The 14,298-nt window shown below is 55.5% G+C and carries 17 protein-coding genes; 13 read left to right on the top strand and 4 right to left on the bottom strand.

Annotated features, from left to right (window positions below; all coding sequences use genetic code 11):
- Nucleotides 1-2 precede the first annotated feature (2 nt).
- Together ghoS and HA50_RS08580 are read left to right on the top strand one after the other, a co-directional pair.
- Nucleotides 3-287, top strand: coding sequence for a type V toxin-antitoxin system endoribonuclease antitoxin GhoS (ghoS, locus tag HA50_RS08585; RefSeq protein ID WP_084874036.1), 285 nt, complete (start codon nucleotides 3-5; stop codon nucleotides 285-287).
- A gap of 89 nt (nucleotides 288-376) precedes the next feature.
- A complete protein-coding gene (locus HA50_RS08580) occupies nucleotides 377-1,270 on the top strand; it encodes a fructosamine kinase family protein (RefSeq protein WP_084874035.1) in 894 nt (297 codons plus the stop codon).
- Nucleotides 1,271-1,274: 4 nt separating this feature from the next.
- Here HA50_RS08580 and HA50_RS08575 read toward each other — a convergent pair whose 3' ends face one another.
- On the bottom strand, nucleotides 1,275-1,811 hold the full coding sequence (locus tag HA50_RS08575; RefSeq protein WP_084874034.1) for a YniB family protein: 537 nt from the start codon (nucleotides 1,809-1,811) through the stop codon (nucleotides 1,275-1,277).
- Nucleotides 1,812-1,954: 143 nt separating this feature from the next.
- On the opposite strand from HA50_RS08575, the gene hxpB reads away from it, so the two are divergent.
- The 6 genes from hxpB (at nucleotide 1,955) to HA50_RS08545 (ending at nucleotide 7,239) form a co-directional block, all read left to right on the top strand.
- On the top strand, nucleotides 1,955-2,623 hold the full coding sequence (gene hxpB / locus HA50_RS08570) for a hexitol phosphatase HxpB (RefSeq protein ID WP_084874033.1): 669 nt from the start codon (nucleotides 1,955-1,957) through the stop codon (nucleotides 2,621-2,623).
- Nucleotides 2,624-2,788: 165 nt separating this feature from the next.
- On the top strand, nucleotides 2,789-3,625 hold the full coding sequence (gene kduI, locus HA50_RS08565; RefSeq protein WP_084874032.1) for a 5-dehydro-4-deoxy-D-glucuronate isomerase: 837 nt from the start codon (nucleotides 2,789-2,791) through the stop codon (nucleotides 3,623-3,625).
- 17 nt (nucleotides 3,626-3,642) lie between these two features.
- Entirely contained in the window at nucleotides 3,643-4,404 is a 762-nt protein-coding gene (gene kduD, locus HA50_RS08560; RefSeq protein WP_084874031.1) for a 2-dehydro-3-deoxy-D-gluconate 5-dehydrogenase KduD, read from the top strand.
- 132 nt (nucleotides 4,405-4,536) lie between these two features.
- The gene (locus HA50_RS08555; RefSeq protein WP_084874030.1) at nucleotides 4,537-5,127 is read left to right on the top strand and encodes a metal-dependent hydrolase; all 591 of its coding nucleotides are present in this window, start codon (nucleotides 4,537-4,539) and stop codon (nucleotides 5,125-5,127) included.
- 153 nt (nucleotides 5,128-5,280) lie between these two features.
- A complete protein-coding gene (locus HA50_RS08550; RefSeq protein ID WP_084874029.1) occupies nucleotides 5,281-6,672 on the top strand; it encodes an L-cystine transporter in 1,392 nt (463 codons plus the stop codon).
- Between the two features lie 186 nt (nucleotides 6,673-6,858).
- Nucleotides 6,859-7,239 (top strand): DUF6515 family protein, encoded by a 381-nt coding sequence (locus HA50_RS08545; RefSeq protein WP_084874028.1) that lies wholly within the window; start codon nucleotides 6,859-6,861, stop codon nucleotides 7,237-7,239.
- Nucleotides 7,240-7,298: 59 nt separating this feature from the next.
- On the opposite strand, the gene osmE is transcribed toward HA50_RS08545, so the two are convergent.
- Nucleotides 7,299-7,634, bottom strand: coding sequence for an osmotically-inducible lipoprotein OsmE (gene osmE / locus HA50_RS08540; RefSeq protein WP_084874027.1), 336 nt, complete (start codon nucleotides 7,632-7,634; stop codon nucleotides 7,299-7,301).
- Between the two features lie 193 nt (nucleotides 7,635-7,827).
- Between osmE and HA50_RS08535 the strand changes: the two genes are divergently transcribed.
- The 5 genes from HA50_RS08535 to cho all read left to right on the top strand — a co-directional run bounded on the left by HA50_RS08535 (nucleotide 7,828) and on the right by cho (nucleotide 12,423).
- Complete coding sequence (locus HA50_RS08535) at nucleotides 7,828-8,412, top strand: TetR/AcrR family transcriptional regulator (RefSeq protein WP_084874026.1); 585 nt, start codon at nucleotides 7,828-7,830, stop codon at nucleotides 8,410-8,412.
- Nucleotides 8,409-9,599 (top strand): multidrug effflux MFS transporter, encoded by a 1,191-nt coding sequence (locus tag HA50_RS08530; RefSeq protein ID WP_084874025.1) that lies wholly within the window; start codon nucleotides 8,409-8,411, stop codon nucleotides 9,597-9,599. Before HA50_RS08535 ends, HA50_RS08530 begins: the two co-directional genes overlap by 4 nt.
- A gap of 117 nt (nucleotides 9,600-9,716) precedes the next feature.
- Entirely contained in the window at nucleotides 9,717-10,544 is an 828-nt protein-coding gene (gene nadE / locus HA50_RS08525) for an ammonia-dependent NAD(+) synthetase (RefSeq protein ID WP_084874024.1), read from the top strand.
- Between the two features lie 65 nt (nucleotides 10,545-10,609).
- Nucleotides 10,610-11,500 carry an aromatic amino acid DMT transporter YddG gene (yddG, locus tag HA50_RS08520; RefSeq protein ID WP_084874023.1) on the top strand — a complete coding sequence of 297 codons (891 nt, stop codon included), beginning with the start codon at nucleotides 10,610-10,612 and terminating at the stop codon, nucleotides 11,498-11,500.
- Nucleotides 11,501-11,562: 62 nt separating this feature from the next.
- A complete protein-coding gene (cho, locus tag HA50_RS08515; RefSeq protein WP_084874022.1) occupies nucleotides 11,563-12,423 on the top strand; it encodes an excinuclease Cho in 861 nt (286 codons plus the stop codon).
- Between the two features lie 79 nt (nucleotides 12,424-12,502).
- Here the strand turns inward: cho and spy are convergent, their stop codons facing one another.
- Together spy and astE are read right to left on the bottom strand one after the other, a co-directional pair.
- A complete protein-coding gene (gene spy, locus HA50_RS08510) occupies nucleotides 12,503-13,003 on the bottom strand; it encodes an ATP-independent periplasmic protein-refolding chaperone Spy (RefSeq protein WP_084878431.1) in 501 nt (166 codons plus the stop codon).
- Between the two features lie 288 nt (nucleotides 13,004-13,291).
- Nucleotides 13,292-14,287: a succinylglutamate desuccinylase gene (gene astE, locus HA50_RS08505; RefSeq protein WP_084874021.1), complete on the bottom strand. Its 996-nt coding sequence runs from the start codon at nucleotides 14,285-14,287 to the stop codon at nucleotides 13,292-13,294.
- Between the last annotated feature and the right edge of the window lie 11 nt (nucleotides 14,288-14,298).

Raw genomic sequence — 14,298 nt, 5'->3', positions numbered from 1 at the left:
AGATGAGCGACCTGAAGCGTTACATTGTGACCATCATTTATCAGGAAAACGGTCTGAGCGATGTGCAATCGCTGAACAGTGCCATGCTCAATGGCGGCTATAACACCACCTTGAATGATGCCGATGGACATCCGCACGAGCTGGGCACCAACAGTTTTGGTTTGGTCAGTGCGCTGGAAGAACAAGAGCTGGCTGAGCAGGCCGCCGGGTTAGCCTCCGTTGCGCTGGGCAAGAAACCCGAGGTTGAAGTCACCACCCTGGAAGCATTTTTGAAAGAACAATCCTGACAGGTGTGAAAAGCGCGCGTCCACACTGGTTTTGTTCAGGTTTTGAGCGTTACAATTGAACTCAGGCAGCGAATAAAGAGGATTACCCCATGTGGTCAGCCATTAGTCGACTGTTAAGCGAGTATGCCGGCGATGCCGAAATCACCGAACGCCATGAACTCCCCGGGGGTGATGTCCATCCTGCCTGGCGCATTCGTTATGGCAACCTCGACGTGTTCGTCAAATGCAATACCCGCGATATGCTCACCCTGTTCAGTTGGGAAGCCGACCAACTGGCGCTGCTGGCGCGAACCCAGACGGTACGCGTACCTCAGGTATACGGCGTAGGTAACGATCGTGATACCAGTTTCCTGCTGCTGGAGTATCTGCCGCCCGAACCCCTCAATGAACACACCGCCTTCCAGCTTGGCCAGCAGCTGGCGCATCTGCATCAGTGGAGCGAGCAGCCACAGTTTGGCCTCGATTTCGACAACAACATCACCACCACGCCTCAGCCCAATAGCTGGCTACGGCGCTGGTCAGTGTTTTTTGCCGAACAACGTATCGGCTGGCAGTTACAGCTGGCGGCGGAGAAAGGCGTCAGCTACGGCGATATGGAGCGGATCGTTGATTGTGTGCAACGGGTGCTGGCAAACCATCATCCACAACCTTCGCTACTACATGGCGACTTGTGGCCGGCGAACTGTGCCGGTAGTCCTGGCGGTCCCTGGATTTTTGACCCTGCCTGCTACTGGGGCGATCGCGAGTGTGACCTGGCAATGCTGAGTTATTACGCCGATCTGCCGCGCCAGATTTACGAAGGCTATCATGCGGTATGGCCGCTGGCGGAAGGTTTTTCGCAACGTCAGCCGGTGTATCAGCTCTACTATCTGCTGAACCGCGCCAACGTGTTCGGTGGCAATTGGTCGGACGAAGCACAATTCGCCATCGACCAATTGCTGGATGAGGATGCGGTGATACAACGTCAGGCCAGACCGGCCTGACGGTTTACAGCAAACCGAGTAGTTTCAGCACGAAGTAACCGGCAATCGCGATCACAATCGGCAGGATATACAGCGGAAATACCTGCAACAGAATGGTATGGCGCGGCACATGGATTTTCTCTTCCAGCTGCGCACGGTTGCGTCCCTCGCTGCCTTTCGCCTGCTCCAGAATCAGCTGGTCTTCAATGCCTTCCTTTATATGGCGTGACTGACGCCACATGCGCGCACCCGATGCCTGCAACGCGATACCAACGAAAATCAGAAAATAGATAATCCAGAAACCAATATTTGTTTCCCCTTTAAACTCCGGCACCGGGGAGTTTTGCCAGAAAAAACTCAGAAACGGCGTATTAAACTTCACCATATCAATCATGACATGCACAAAATCGAGCATCACCGCGTCGATGCCGGGTTGCTTTTCACTGTGCTTAAACATGAAACCTAAGACGGAGATGATGGTGGACAAAAGTGCCGGAATAAAAATCACCCAGCCAGCCACTCGCTTAAGGATGGCGATGCGGCCAGCCTGTTGGTAAGTCATGGTATTTCCCTGAACAGAATAAGATTTGCCCTAAGTCTACCTGTACTGCGGCTTTTTTTCCTGAAAAATGCGCGGCATGGTGGCTGGTCGGTTTTCGTGCTGAGTCGTGTTAAGGTTAGCCAAATTTCAAACGGAGCCGCTGTATGTCATATCGTCGCCCTGTTCTGGCCGCCATTTTTGATATGGACGGATTGCTGATCGACTCAGAACCGCTGTGGGATCGCGCCGAGCTGGATATTTTTGCTACTTTGGGCGTGGACCTCACCCGCCGCCACGAATTACCGGACACTTTAGGTTTGCGCATCGATCAGACTGTCCGCATGTGGTACGAAGCCCTGCCGTGGAACGGACCGGATCAGCAGGAAGTCACTGATCGCATCATTGCACGCGCGTTAACCCTGGTGGAAGAAACCCGTCCGCTATTGCCCGGCGTTGAGCAGGCTCTGCTTTTATGCCGTGAGCAGGGATTGAAAATTGGTCTCGCCTCCGCCTCACCGATGCATATGCTGGAGCGGGTGCTGGAGATGTTTAACCTGCGTCACTACTTTGACGTACTGGCTTCAGCGGAGCTGCTCCCCTACAGCAAGCCACATCCGCAGGTGTATCTCGATGCGGCGGCAAAACTGGCGATCGACCCGCTGAACTGCGTGGCGCTGGAGGATTCCTTTAACGGCATGGTTGCCAGCAAAGCGGCGCGAATGCGGTCGATCGTGGTCCCGGCAGCCGAACATCGTGATGATGCGCGCTGGGCGCTGGCGAACGTCCGGCTGGACGATCTCACCCAGCTTACCGCTCCCCATCTGCATGGCTGATAGCCAGATAGCCCGCTCTGACAGCGGGCTTTTTTTTGCCGATTTGATCGCCAACACAAATAAATAAAACAACGTTTCATTTTTATTGAATTCACATCCCATCCTGCCTAAGATGCCAACAGACCCGCATCGGGACCTATTCCTTCTTTTATCAAGAGGCCTGAGATGGACGTACGTCAAAGCATTCACAGCGAGCATGCTAAAATCCTCGATACCGCCGCCCTGCGCCGCGAATTTCTTATCGAAAACATTTTCACCCCGGATGATTACACCCTCACCTACAGCCATATTGACCGCATCATTATTGGTGGCGTGATGCCGCTTCAGCAGGCGGTCACCATCGGCAGCGAGGTGGGTAAGCAGCTTGGGGTGAGCTATTTTCTTGAGCGTCGAGAACTGGGGGTGATCAATATCGGCGGCCCCGGTCTGATTGACGTGGACGGTAAAACCTGGGAAATCGGTCATCAGGAAGCGCTGTATGTCGGCCAGGGGGCAAAGCAGGTTATTTTCCGCAGCAGCGATGCCAGCCATCCGGCGAAGTTTTATTACAACAGCGCACCCGCGCACACCCGCTATCCCGATAAAAAAATCACCCTTGATGACGCCGTAAAAGCCACGCTGGGTGATGCTGCCACCTCCAACCGTCGCACCATTAATAAATTTATCGTGCCGGATGTGTTGCCAACCTGCCAGCTCACCATGGGCCTGACCCGCCTTGACGAGGGTAACCTTTGGAACACCATGCCCTGCCACACCCATGAACGCCGGATGGAAGTCTACTTCTATTTTGATATGGCCGCCGACAGCGCAGTGTTCCATATGATGGGACAGCCGCAGGAAACCCGCCATTTGCTGGTTCACAACGAACAGGCAGTAATTTCACCCAGTTGGTCGATTCATGCCGGTGTCGGTACCCAGCGTTATACCTTTATCTGGGGCATGGTCGGTGAAAATCAGGTGTTTGATGACATGGACCACGTCAGCGTCAGCGCGCTGCGTTAAAGCACAGGGGAAATACCATGATTCTGAATGCTTTTTGTCTTGAAGGAAAAGTGGCACTGGTCACCGGGTGTAATACCGGGCTGGGCCAGGGGATGGCGATCGGACTGGCGCAGGCGGGCTGCGATATTATCGGGGTGAACCGCGCCGGGCCTGATGATACCGAGGAAAAGGTCATTGCGCTGGGTCGTCGTTTCTGGTCAATTCAGGCCGATCTCACGCAGCCTGCCACCGTGTCGCATATCGTGGAACAGGCGGTGGCGCAGGCAGGTCACATTGATATTCTGGTCAATAACGCCGGCATTATCCGCCGTGAAGATGCCCTGAATTTCAGTGAAAAAGACTGGGATGATGTGATGAACATAAACAGCAAGAGCCTGTTTTTTCTCTCGCAGCAGGTCGCCCGGCAATTTATCGCTCAGGGGCGTGGCGGTAAGATCATCAACATTGCGTCGATGTTGTCGTTTCAGGGTGGCATCCGCGTTCCCTCCTACACCGCTTCCAAGAGTGCGGTGATGGGGCTGACGCGGTTGATGGCTAACGAATGGGCGAAGCATGGCATCAATGTCAATGCCATTGCCCCCGGCTATATGGCGACCAACAATACCCAGCAGATACGCGATGATGAGTCACGCAGCGAAGAAATCCTCGCCCGCATTCCGGCTGGACGCTGGGGATTACCTGACGACATGATGGGGCCCGTGGTGTTTCTCGCCTCCAGCGCCTCTGACTATGTCCATGGCTATACCGTAGCGGTAGACGGTGGCTGGCTGGCACGCTAACCCTCTCATTTCCCGCGTCATTCTGGCGCGGGTATCGTCTTAAATTCACGCCTGGTTACAGCGTCACATATTCTCATTCACTGGATAAATCCCTATACTGGATGCATCGACAGTTTGCAGCCAGGTTTTATCATGACGGCCGAAGGCCACATCATTTTCGCCATTGCCAGCGCTATTTTTGCCAAACGCGCCGAGCTGACACCCGTGATGGCCAGTGCCGACTGGTGGCATCTGGTACCTGCTACGCTGCTGACCTGCCTGCTGCCGGATATCGATCACCCTAAATCGGTGCTGGGACAACGCCTGCGATGGCTCTCTCAGCCGATTGCGCGTGCCTTTGGCCATCGCGGCTTTACCCACAGTTTGCTGGCGGTGGCGGTGAGTCTCTGGCTATTCCAGATTAATGTTCCCGCCAGCTGGCCGATTCCTGCTGATGTATTGCAAGGCATGACCCTCGGCTATCTCAGCCATATTGTCGCCGATATGCTCACCCCCGCGGGCGTCCCCCTGCTGTGGCCCTGTCGCTGGCGCTTTCGCCTGCCACTGCTTAATAGCCAGAAAGGCAACCAACTGGAGCGCGCCCTGTGCCTGGCGCTGGTAGGTTATGCCCTGTGGTTCCCCCCCGGCCTGCCATCTTTTGGTGCAAACGGCTGGCCGGAACAACTGTTCAGTACGCTACAAAATGGCGTTGGTCGATTAATTAATAGCCAGAACGCACGATAATCAGACAAAAATCAGCATATTGTTATAATCAATTCCATTTGGATATAAGCCTGCTGTTTTATGAACTGATAACATGCCGCCATTCCTGTTAAGGAATCACCCTGTATTCCGCGCCCGTACATGCGAAGGCGCGGCAAATCTCTGGAGTAGAGCATGGATTTTCCCCTGATTATTAATCTCGTGGTGTTCGCCGCGCTGCTGGTACTGCTGGCGCGCATCGGTAACGATCGCTGGAGTCTGTCAAAACGCGTTCTGACAGGCCTGGTCTTCGGCGTGCTGTTTGGTCTGGCGCTGCAAACTATTTATGGTGAGAACAGCCCGGTGGTTAAAGCCTCGATCAGCTGGTTCAATATTGTGGGCAACGGCTATGTGCAGCTGCTGCAAATGATTGTGATGCCGCTGGTTTTCGCCTCGATCCTCAGCGCGGTAGCGCGTCTGCATAATGCCTCTTCGCTGGGTAAGATCAGCGTCCTGACCATTGGTGTGCTGTTGTTTACCACCGCTATCTCAGCGCTGGTCGGCGTGATGGTAACCGGCCTGTTTGGTCTGAGTGCCGAGGGTCTGGTGCAGGGGGCGCAGGAAACCGCGCGTCTGAACGCAATTCAGAGCAACTACATTGGCAAAGTAGCCGATCTCTCGGTGCCGCAGCTGCTGCTCTCCTTTATCCCGAAAAACCCATTTGCCGACCTGACCGGTGCCAGCCCGACTTCGATCATCAGCGTGGTGATTTTTGCGGCCTTCCTCGGCGTTGCCGCCTTGCAATTGCTGAAAGATGACAAGACCAAAGGCGAGCGCGTACTGGTTGCCATTGATACTCTGCAATCCTGGGTGATGAAGCTGGTGCGTTTGATCATGAAGCTGACGCCTTACGGTGTACTGGCGCTGATGACCAAAGTGGTGGCGGGTTCTAATTTGCAGGACATCATCAAGCTCGGTGGCTTTGTGGTGGCATCGTATCTTGGTCTCGCCATTATGTTTGGCGTGCACGCGCTGTTGCTGTCCGTCAATGGTATCAACCCGCTGCGTTTCTTCCGTAAAGTCTGGCCGGTGATTACCTTTGCCTTCACCAGCCGTTCCAGTGCTGCCAGCATCCCGCTGAATGTGGAAACCCAGACGCGTCGCCTTGGTGTGCCGGAATCTATCGCCAGTTTCTCCGCCTCGTTCGGTGCCACTATCGGCCAGAACGGCTGTGCCGGTTTGTATCCGACCATGCTGGCAGTGATGGTTGCACCGACGGTGGGCATCAACCCGTTTGATCCGCTGTGGATTGCCACGCTGGTCGGTATTGTGACGCTGAGCTCGGCGGGCGTTGCCGGTGTCGGCGGCGGTGCCACCTTTGCCGCGTTGATTGTACTGCCTGCGATGGGTCTGCCCGTGACGCTGGTTGCGCTGCTGATCTCCATTGAACCGCTGATCGATATGGGCCGTACCGCGCTCAACGTCAACGGTGCGATGACCGCCGGTTCCCTCACCAGTCGCTGGCTCGGTCTGACCGATAAAAAAGTGCTGGAAAGCGACGAACACGCCGAACTGGCGCATCGTTAATCCATCGCTATTCTGACGGCGCGGCCTCTCGCGCCGTCATCATTCCCTCCTCAATTTCTTCTAATCATGGCGCTACCGTCAGGAAAGCGTTAAGCATGGTAAATAGAGGAAAAACCAGCCACTTTCCGCTTGAGTTTTACCGTTTAAAAGCCAATCCTGCTACCAGTCATAGCAGGAGAACTACCCATGAAAAAAGTTATCGCCTCGGTGCTGGCGTTAACGTTATTAACGCCAGCCATCGCTCTCGCCCATCCTGGCCCCTGGGGACCTGAACCACACTGGGGTGGGCCCGGTCCACACTGGGGAGGACCTGGTCCTCTGCATTTCTTACCCGATGCCGCAACGGCGGTGCTGATTGGCGGCCTGACCTACTATCTGCTCAACGGCAGCTATTATCAGCGTCAGGGAGAAAACTATGTGGTGGTTCAGCCACCGCAGCCAGTGCCGGTAGAAGGGATGCGCGTACTCGATTTCAACGGCAGACGTTATTACGTGCAGGAAGGTCATTACTACCAGCGCGATATCAACGGCAGCTACACTGAAGTCCCCCGCCCTTACGGTTTGTAAGCCCCAATGAAAAACGGCCCGTCAATTGACTTGACGGGCCGTTTGTTATTCTGCTGCGTTTACTGCGCGGCCTGCGGATCGGTGTCGTAATCTTTACAGCTCTGGAAGCCGTAATTCATTACGTGGCCGGTGTCGTTATAGCTGACAAAGTAGGTCTGAATTTTACCATCACGTTCACCCAGTACATAAGTCTGGCAAGTCCCTCGCGCATGCACCATGGTAATTTCCGTAGACGGTTGGCCAGCAATCTGACGCACCTGGTCACGGGTCATGCCTTTTTTCACATCCTTCACCACGGGTTTGGTTACGAAGCTTTCAGCGCGATCGTAAGCCGTACAACCAGAGAGGGCTGCCAGCGTCATCGCGGCAACGATACATCCCAGCACTTTATTCATCTTGTTGTTCCTCATCGCTTTGTCCATGTAGCTATAAGCCTGGAACATAAATCCAGATTAATCAACTTTATGGCTGCGGATTCGGTCAGTTCCGAAGCGTCAGGATTGCGTAAAAGTGCCTGTGATCATCGGCATGCCACCGTATAATCGCCCAATGAGAATAAGCACTCTCAAAACTATTTTCAGGACGGTTATGACCAAACAACGCGACAACAAAGACCAGCGCCACCGCCAGCGTCAGGATGAAATCATTCGTGCTGCTCGCGAGTGTTTCCGCCGGGAAGGCTTCCATGCCGCCAGCATGGCGCGGCTGGCCAGTGCGGCTAATCTTAGCGTCGGGCAGATCTACCGTTATTTCCCCAGCAAAGACGCCATCATTGAAGAAATGGTAAAACGCATTGTTGACGGACGCGTGGCGGCGATGCGCGATCGGGTCGACAGCGATCAGCTCGCCGCCCTGCTCGCCGGACGTGAAAATCTGAACAGTGAAGATGATTTGCTGATGCTGGATGTCGCTGCCGAGGCAGGTCGCAACCCCCGCGTCGCCGCCATGCTGGAAGCCGCCGATGCCCGCATGTTTAGCCATGCCCGCCAGAAAGTTCGCACCAGCCATCCTGAGCTCAGCGATGATCAGGTCGATGGCTGCGTTGAAGTCCTGGCGGTGCTGTTCGATGGCACCGCCCTGCGCCGACTGACACCACAGAAAGCGTCAGCGGTTACCCTGCAACACCTTTATCAGAACCTGATTTCACACTTAATAAAAACAGAGGATAAATGACACCTGCACATTCGAATCGCCTGGTTTACGCCATCATCCTTGGTCTGCTTGCGGCACTTGGGCCACTGTGTATCGATCTCTATCTCCCCGCACTGCCTGAGCTGGCGCAGGATCTGCACACTCAAACGGCCACCGCGCAATTAAGCCTGACCGCAGGCCTGCTCGGCCTCGGTGCAGGTCAGCTGTTATTTGGCCCGATGAGTGACAAATTTGGCCGCCTGCGCCCGCTACTGCTCTCGCTGGTGCTGCTGTTTATCGCGTCGATCGGCTGTGCCCTGGCTAAAGATATTAATCAGCTGCTGGTGGCGCGCCTGTTTGAAGGTTTAGCCGGTGCCGGTGGTGCGGTGCTGTCGCGTGCCGTGGCGCGCGATATGTACAGCGGCCACGAACTGACGCGCTTTTTTGCGCTGCTGATGCTGGTCAACGGCCTGGCACCGATTGCCGCACCGGTACTGGGCGGCGTACTCCTGACGCTGCTTAACTGGCGCGGTATTTTTGTCGTGCTGGCCGCGATCGCGATTGTGCTGATCCTGCTGGCACGCTGGAAGTTGCATGAAACCCTGCCAGCGGAACGACGCAGTAAAGGATCGGTGTTCTCCGCCTGGGCGGCACTCGGCCAGGTCATCACCCATCGTCCCTTTATGGGTTTCTGTTTGACCCAGGGCTTTATGATGGCGGGCATGTTCGCCTATATCGGTGCCTCCCCCTTTGTATTGCAACAGATTTATGGTTTGTCACCGCAGGCGTTCAGCTTGTGCTTCGCCGCCAATGGCGTCGGTTTGATTATTGCTTCCCAGACCAGCGCACGCCTGTGTCCATTGTGGGGCGAGTATCGGGTGTTGCAGGGTGGACTGGTACTGGCCTTCGTCGCCTCACTCGGCCTGTTGCTAGCCGGTATCAGCGGCGCACCGTTACCGATTTTGTTGGTGGCATTGTTCTTCACCATCGCCAGTAACGGTGTCATCGCCACCACTGCCTCATCACTGGCGATGCAAAGCCAGGGTCACCGCGCGGGCAGTGCTTCAGCGGTTATCGGCGTCACCATGTTCACCCTTGGTGCCATCAGCGTGCCGGTCACCGGCCTCGGCGGCACCTCGGTTATTAGCATGACTGGTACTATTTTCGGCTGTTTTATGCTGGCGATTGTGATGTTTTTCCTGCTGGCAATGAAGCCGAAAAGCGCCTGATTTACCAGCAAATAACTGAGACAACAAGCCATACGGCTTGTTGTTTTGGCCCAGCCGCGTTAGCTTTAGGACATCATTCGCATTGTGCCGCCCGGCAACTGACTTGAGGAGAGGTTCATGTCACTGCAGCAGGAAATCATTGAAGCCTTAGGCGTTAAACCCGTTATCGATCCCCAGCAGGAAATCCGTGTTAGCGTCGATTTTCTGAAGTCGTACCTGAAAACCAATCCGGGGATTAAAACCCTGGTGCTCGGTATCAGCGGCGGTCAGGATTCCACGCTGACCGGTATCCTGTCGCAGACCGCCATCCGTGAACTGCGTGAGGAAACCGGGGATCAGGACTACACCTTTATCGCCGTGCGCCTGCCGTATGGCGTGCAGGCGGATGAGCAGGATTGTCAGGATGCGCTGGCGTTTATCCAGCCGGACCGTTCGCTGGTGGTGAACATCAAAGAGGCGGTCCTCGCCAGTGAGCGTGCCTTGCAGGACGCGGGTATTACCCTGTCTGACTACATTCGCGGCAACGAAAAAGCGCGTGAACGTATGAAAGCCCAGTACAGCATCGCCGGTATGACCAAAGGCGTGGTGGTGGGTACCGACCATGCGGCAGAAGCCGTCACCGGTTTCTTCACCAAATACGGTGATGGCGGTAGCGACATCAACCCAATCTTCCGTCTGAACAAAGGCCAGGGTAAACAGCTGCTGAAGTTGCTGGGCTGCCCGGAGCATCTCTACCTGAAGCACCCCACTGCCGATCTCGAAGACGATCGTCCGGGCCTGCAGGATGAAGTGGCTCTCGGTGTGACCTATCAGCAGATCGATGCCTACCTGGAAGGGAAAACCATCGATGCCGCTGCGGCGAAAACCATCGAAGGCTGGTATCTGAAAACTGAACACAAACGCCGCCCACCGATCACCGTGTTCGACGATTTCTGGAAAAAATAACCCCATCCGGCGTTTTCCTCCGCTGGACGGAAAACGCCTTTCTTTGCCTGATTTGAATCTTCCCTATGTCTGCACATTTACCGCGCGCCACCCTGATCGGGCTGAGCGCGATTTTACTCTGGAGCACCACCGTTGGTTTGTTGCGCAGCGTCAGTGAAGCCTTCGGCGCGACGGGCGGCGCAGCATTGATTTACACCACCACCGCCGTGTTGTTATGTCTGACTCGTGGCCTGCCGAATTTGCGGCAGTTACCTGCACGCTATTTGTGGGGTGGCGGGTTGCTGTTCGTTGGCTATGAAATCTGCCTCGCGCTGGCGATTGGTCTGGCCCAGGATCGCGCCCAGTCGCTGGAACTGGGGATGATCAACTATCTCTGGCCGTGCCTGACCATTTTGTTTGCTATTCCGATTAATCAGCAGCGTTTTCGCTTCTGGCTATGGCCGGGGTTACTGTTGTCGCTGGCGGGCATTATCTGGGTGTTGCAGAGTCGCGGCGGCAGTTCACTCAGCCAACTTGGACACAACCTGCTCAGCAATCCACTGGCCTACGGGCTGGCATTTATCGCCGCATTCGCCTGGGGGCTGTACAACAACGTGACGCGCCGATACGCCAACGGCAAAAGCGGCGTCAATCTGTTCTTTGTCATCACCGCGCTGGCGTTGTGGACCAAATTTTTTGTGACGGAAGATTTTAGTTCGCTACATTTCAGCCTGACTCCGGCGCTTGAGGTGTTGTTTATGGGGATGTCGACCGCCGTCGCCTATTCAGCCTGGAACCACGGTATCCAGCACGGCAACCTGACGCTGCTGGCGACCGCCTCCTACTTCACCCCGGTGCTGTCGGCCTTGCTGGCCTCGCTGTGGCTGGGTCTGACACCCTCGCTGGCCTTCTGGCAGGGCGTGTTAATGATCACCCTCGGTTCGCTGATTTGCTGGCTGGCAACGCGCCGCCTGTAGTCGCTGGCGAGAAAAGCGCCAGGCTGATATACTGGATAGGTAACCAGTAATCGGAGTGTTCTTTGGTCAGACAATCCACCCGCAACCGCCTCGAATTTGATGCGGCGGCCATTTATCAATATCCCGAACATTTACGTCAGTGGCTGGAAGGTTTACCCAACCAGCCCGGCGTGTATGTTTTCCACGGCGAAAGTGACAGCCTGCCACTGTATATCGGCAAGAGCGTCAATCTGCGCAGCCGGGTAATGTCCCATTTCCGTACCCCTGATGAAGCCAGCATGTTGCGCCAGGCCCGGCGCGTCAGCTGGATCCCGACGGCGGGTGATCTCGGCGCGCAGCTGCTGGAAGCGCAGATGATCAAAACGCAACAGCCGCTGTTTAATAAGCGCCTGCGTAAAAACCGCCAGCTTTGCTCGCTCCAGCTGAGCGATGCCGCTCCGCAGGTGGTTTATGCCCGCGATCTCGATTTTTCCTCTTCCCCCAATTTGTATGGCCTGTTTCGCAGCCGCCATGCGGCGCTGGAAAAACTGAAAAGCATCGCCGATGAACAACGTCTGTGCCACGGCTTGCTCGGTCTGGAGAGTTTGCGCAGCGGTCGGGGGTGCTTTCGTGCCGCGCTGAAACGCTGCGCCGGAGCCTGCTGTGGTAACGAGACGATCAGCGCGCATCAACAGCGTTTGCAGGCGGCGCTGGAGGATTTACGCGTGGTGTGCTGGCCATGGCCGGGCGCCGTTGGCATGGTTGAACGTGGTGAGGGGATGACGCAGATCCATGTGATTGACCACTGGTTCTGGCTGGGTTCGGTGAGCAGCGAAGAGGAAGCGCGTCAGCTACAGCGGGCATCACAGGGCTTTGATCACGATGGCTATAAAATTCTCTGCCGCCCGTTGTTGTCGGGTGATTACCCATTGATTCCGCTGTAAAAACAAAACCGCCGACGCTGCCCAAAGCAGCTGGTGCGATGGACAACGTCGGCGGTCTCAAACCGTCAGGCTAAATGGATTATTCGCCAGTAGCCGGTGGTGGTGGCATTTTACCGTCGTGCGGGCCTTTCTCTGTCAGACGTTTCTCAAAATTGGCGTTGAACTGTTTTTTCTGTTCAGGCGTCAAGACGTTATAGAGTTTGTTCTGGGTTTCCATCATCGCCACGGCACGGTCTTTCGCGTTGGCAGTCATTTTTTCTGCCTGGGCTTCGGCTTTCGCACGGTCGAAGCTGTCAGACGCAATGATGGCGTGGTTAGCACGGCGCTCTTCCAGCGACGGGCGTTTAAAGTCTTTATGGCTTTCACGCATGATGTCATGCATCTGTTTTTTCTGCGCGTCGGTCAGATTCAGACCTTTGAACATCATGTCCATGCCACCATGGCGCATCATCGGCGGCTTATGCATGGGTTTCTCGCTGCCGGCTGGCGGAGGCGTCAGGTTGTCTGCCGCAGCATGGACGATATTGGCAGCACCGAGAGCCATCGCGGTAGCCAGGAAGAGGGAAGTCAGTTTACGCATAATATTGTCCTTACTTTTCAGTTTCATGACGACAGCCTGTGTCGCGTCTTCGGAAACAAGCATACGACGCTGAACGTCAACTACTCAGAGGCTGAGTAAAGCCCTGAAAGCATAAAAGACAGATATCAGGCGATCATGGAGAGATTGAGAAGAAATGCGTGAGGAATTGCAAAAGAGTATGACAAATAAGGTAAAAAGCGCAGGAATTAAGGAGGAGTGTAACGTTCTTGTCGGTAAAACGAAAGGGTGCAGCGCGATAAATCACGCTGCTACCACCCGATGCGCTCTTTACAACGCCAGCGCCTGGGTCTGTTCATTCTCTTCCACCAGCATCAGGCCAGCGCGTAAACCCGGTGCGACGTTCGGATTGGGAAACAGCACATATTCCCGTGCCTGCTGCACGTAATAACGGGTATCCCCCTCCTCCGCCAGCAGGGTGCCCTGTGGAAAGGCGGTAAAATTCAGGGTTTCCGGCCCCATGTGCAACACAAAATCTTCCCCATGTCGGGTAATTTGCTGGGCGACACGATAATGACGTGGCGTGCCCTGAACTTCCGGCAACGCGTCACCGTATAACAACGCCGCCAGCGCCTGATGCGCTGCGCTGAACTGGGTGAGATCATTTTCGCCAAACGGCAGCGCCTTACCCAGCTCCAGCGTACAGCTGGCGGCTGAGAAGTGTTCACAGCTGAAATGGGTGAAAGTGCCCCCCGGTGAACGATGGAACACCAGCGCTTCCAGGCCCGCCGCCGACAGCCAGTGCATAAAGTCATCCGGCCACGGACGCGGGTTAAGTGGCATCACACCAAAGCGGGCATGATAAGAACCGCGAATCGCAGTATGCAGGTCGAGATGCCAGCGCGTCTCAGCGCTGATGCAGTTGTGCCAGAAGGTTTCCAGCGCCTGCTCCAGCCGCATCGCGCGTCGCGCTTCCGCTACGTCGGACACCTGCTGCCAGCGGCCACCGAACAGACGATTGATATCATATTGCTGATAGCGCTTGCCGCTGCGCAACGCCTGGGGATTTCCCAGCAGCACCAGTAGGCGTACCGCCAGTGGTTTTTCTCCCCGCAACAGGGGCGTGAGCAGCAAGTTAAGGATCTCAACCGGTGCGGTTTCATTACCATGAATCCCCGCCGACAACACCAGCGCCTGAGACGTCGGTGCGTGCGGGGTTAAGGACAGAATGCCCTCATCAAGCCATTGCCAGCTTAGGTGGGCGTTTTGCCCCTGACGCTCCTGTGGCACCCGGCCAGACAATGTTTGTTGTAAAAAATCCTGCATTCTCTCTCCTT

The sequence above is a fragment of the Pantoea cypripedii genome, assembly GCF_002095535.1.
GTDB classification, from domain to species: Bacteria; Pseudomonadota; Gammaproteobacteria; order Enterobacterales; family Enterobacteriaceae; genus Pantoea; species Pantoea cypripedii.
This window is presented reverse-complemented; position numbering and strand designations above follow the sequence as displayed.

What these genes read in the sequence shown, in the direction of transcription:
- ghoS (WP_084874036.1), top strand. Translation starts at nt 3, where the DNA reads ATGAGCGACCTGAAGCGTTACATTGTGACCATCATTTATCAGGAAAAC.
- HA50_RS08580 (WP_084874035.1), top strand. Translation starts at nt 377, where the DNA reads ATGTGGTCAGCCATTAGTCGACTGTTAAGCGAGTATGCCGGCGATGCC.
- HA50_RS08575 (WP_084874034.1), bottom strand. Translation starts at nt 1,811, where the DNA reads ATGACTTACCAACAGGCTGGCCGCATCGCCATCCTTAAGCGAGTGGCT.
- hxpB (WP_084874033.1), top strand. Translation starts at nt 1,955, where the DNA reads ATGTCATATCGTCGCCCTGTTCTGGCCGCCATTTTTGATATGGACGGA.
- kduI (WP_084874032.1), top strand. Translation starts at nt 2,789, where the DNA reads ATGGACGTACGTCAAAGCATTCACAGCGAGCATGCTAAAATCCTCGAT.
- kduD (WP_084874031.1), top strand. Translation starts at nt 3,643, where the DNA reads ATGATTCTGAATGCTTTTTGTCTTGAAGGAAAAGTGGCACTGGTCACC.
- HA50_RS08555 (WP_084874030.1), top strand. Translation starts at nt 4,537, where the DNA reads ATGACGGCCGAAGGCCACATCATTTTCGCCATTGCCAGCGCTATTTTT.
- HA50_RS08550 (WP_084874029.1), top strand. Translation starts at nt 5,281, where the DNA reads ATGGATTTTCCCCTGATTATTAATCTCGTGGTGTTCGCCGCGCTGCTG.
- HA50_RS08545 (WP_084874028.1), top strand. Translation starts at nt 6,859, where the DNA reads ATGAAAAAAGTTATCGCCTCGGTGCTGGCGTTAACGTTATTAACGCCA.
- osmE (WP_084874027.1), bottom strand. Translation starts at nt 7,634, where the DNA reads ATGAATAAAGTGCTGGGATGTATCGTTGCCGCGATGACGCTGGCAGCC.
- HA50_RS08535 (WP_084874026.1), top strand. Translation starts at nt 7,828, where the DNA reads ATGACCAAACAACGCGACAACAAAGACCAGCGCCACCGCCAGCGTCAG.
- HA50_RS08530 (WP_084874025.1), top strand. Translation starts at nt 8,409, where the DNA reads ATGACACCTGCACATTCGAATCGCCTGGTTTACGCCATCATCCTTGGT.
- nadE (WP_084874024.1), top strand. Translation starts at nt 9,717, where the DNA reads ATGTCACTGCAGCAGGAAATCATTGAAGCCTTAGGCGTTAAACCCGTT.
- yddG (WP_084874023.1), top strand. Translation starts at nt 10,610, where the DNA reads ATGTCTGCACATTTACCGCGCGCCACCCTGATCGGGCTGAGCGCGATT.
- spy (WP_084878431.1), bottom strand. Translation starts at nt 13,003, where the DNA reads ATGCGTAAACTGACTTCCCTCTTCCTGGCTACCGCGATGGCTCTCGGT.
- astE (WP_084874021.1), bottom strand. Translation starts at nt 14,287, where the DNA reads ATGCAGGATTTTTTACAACAAACATTGTCTGGCCGGGTGCCACAGGAG.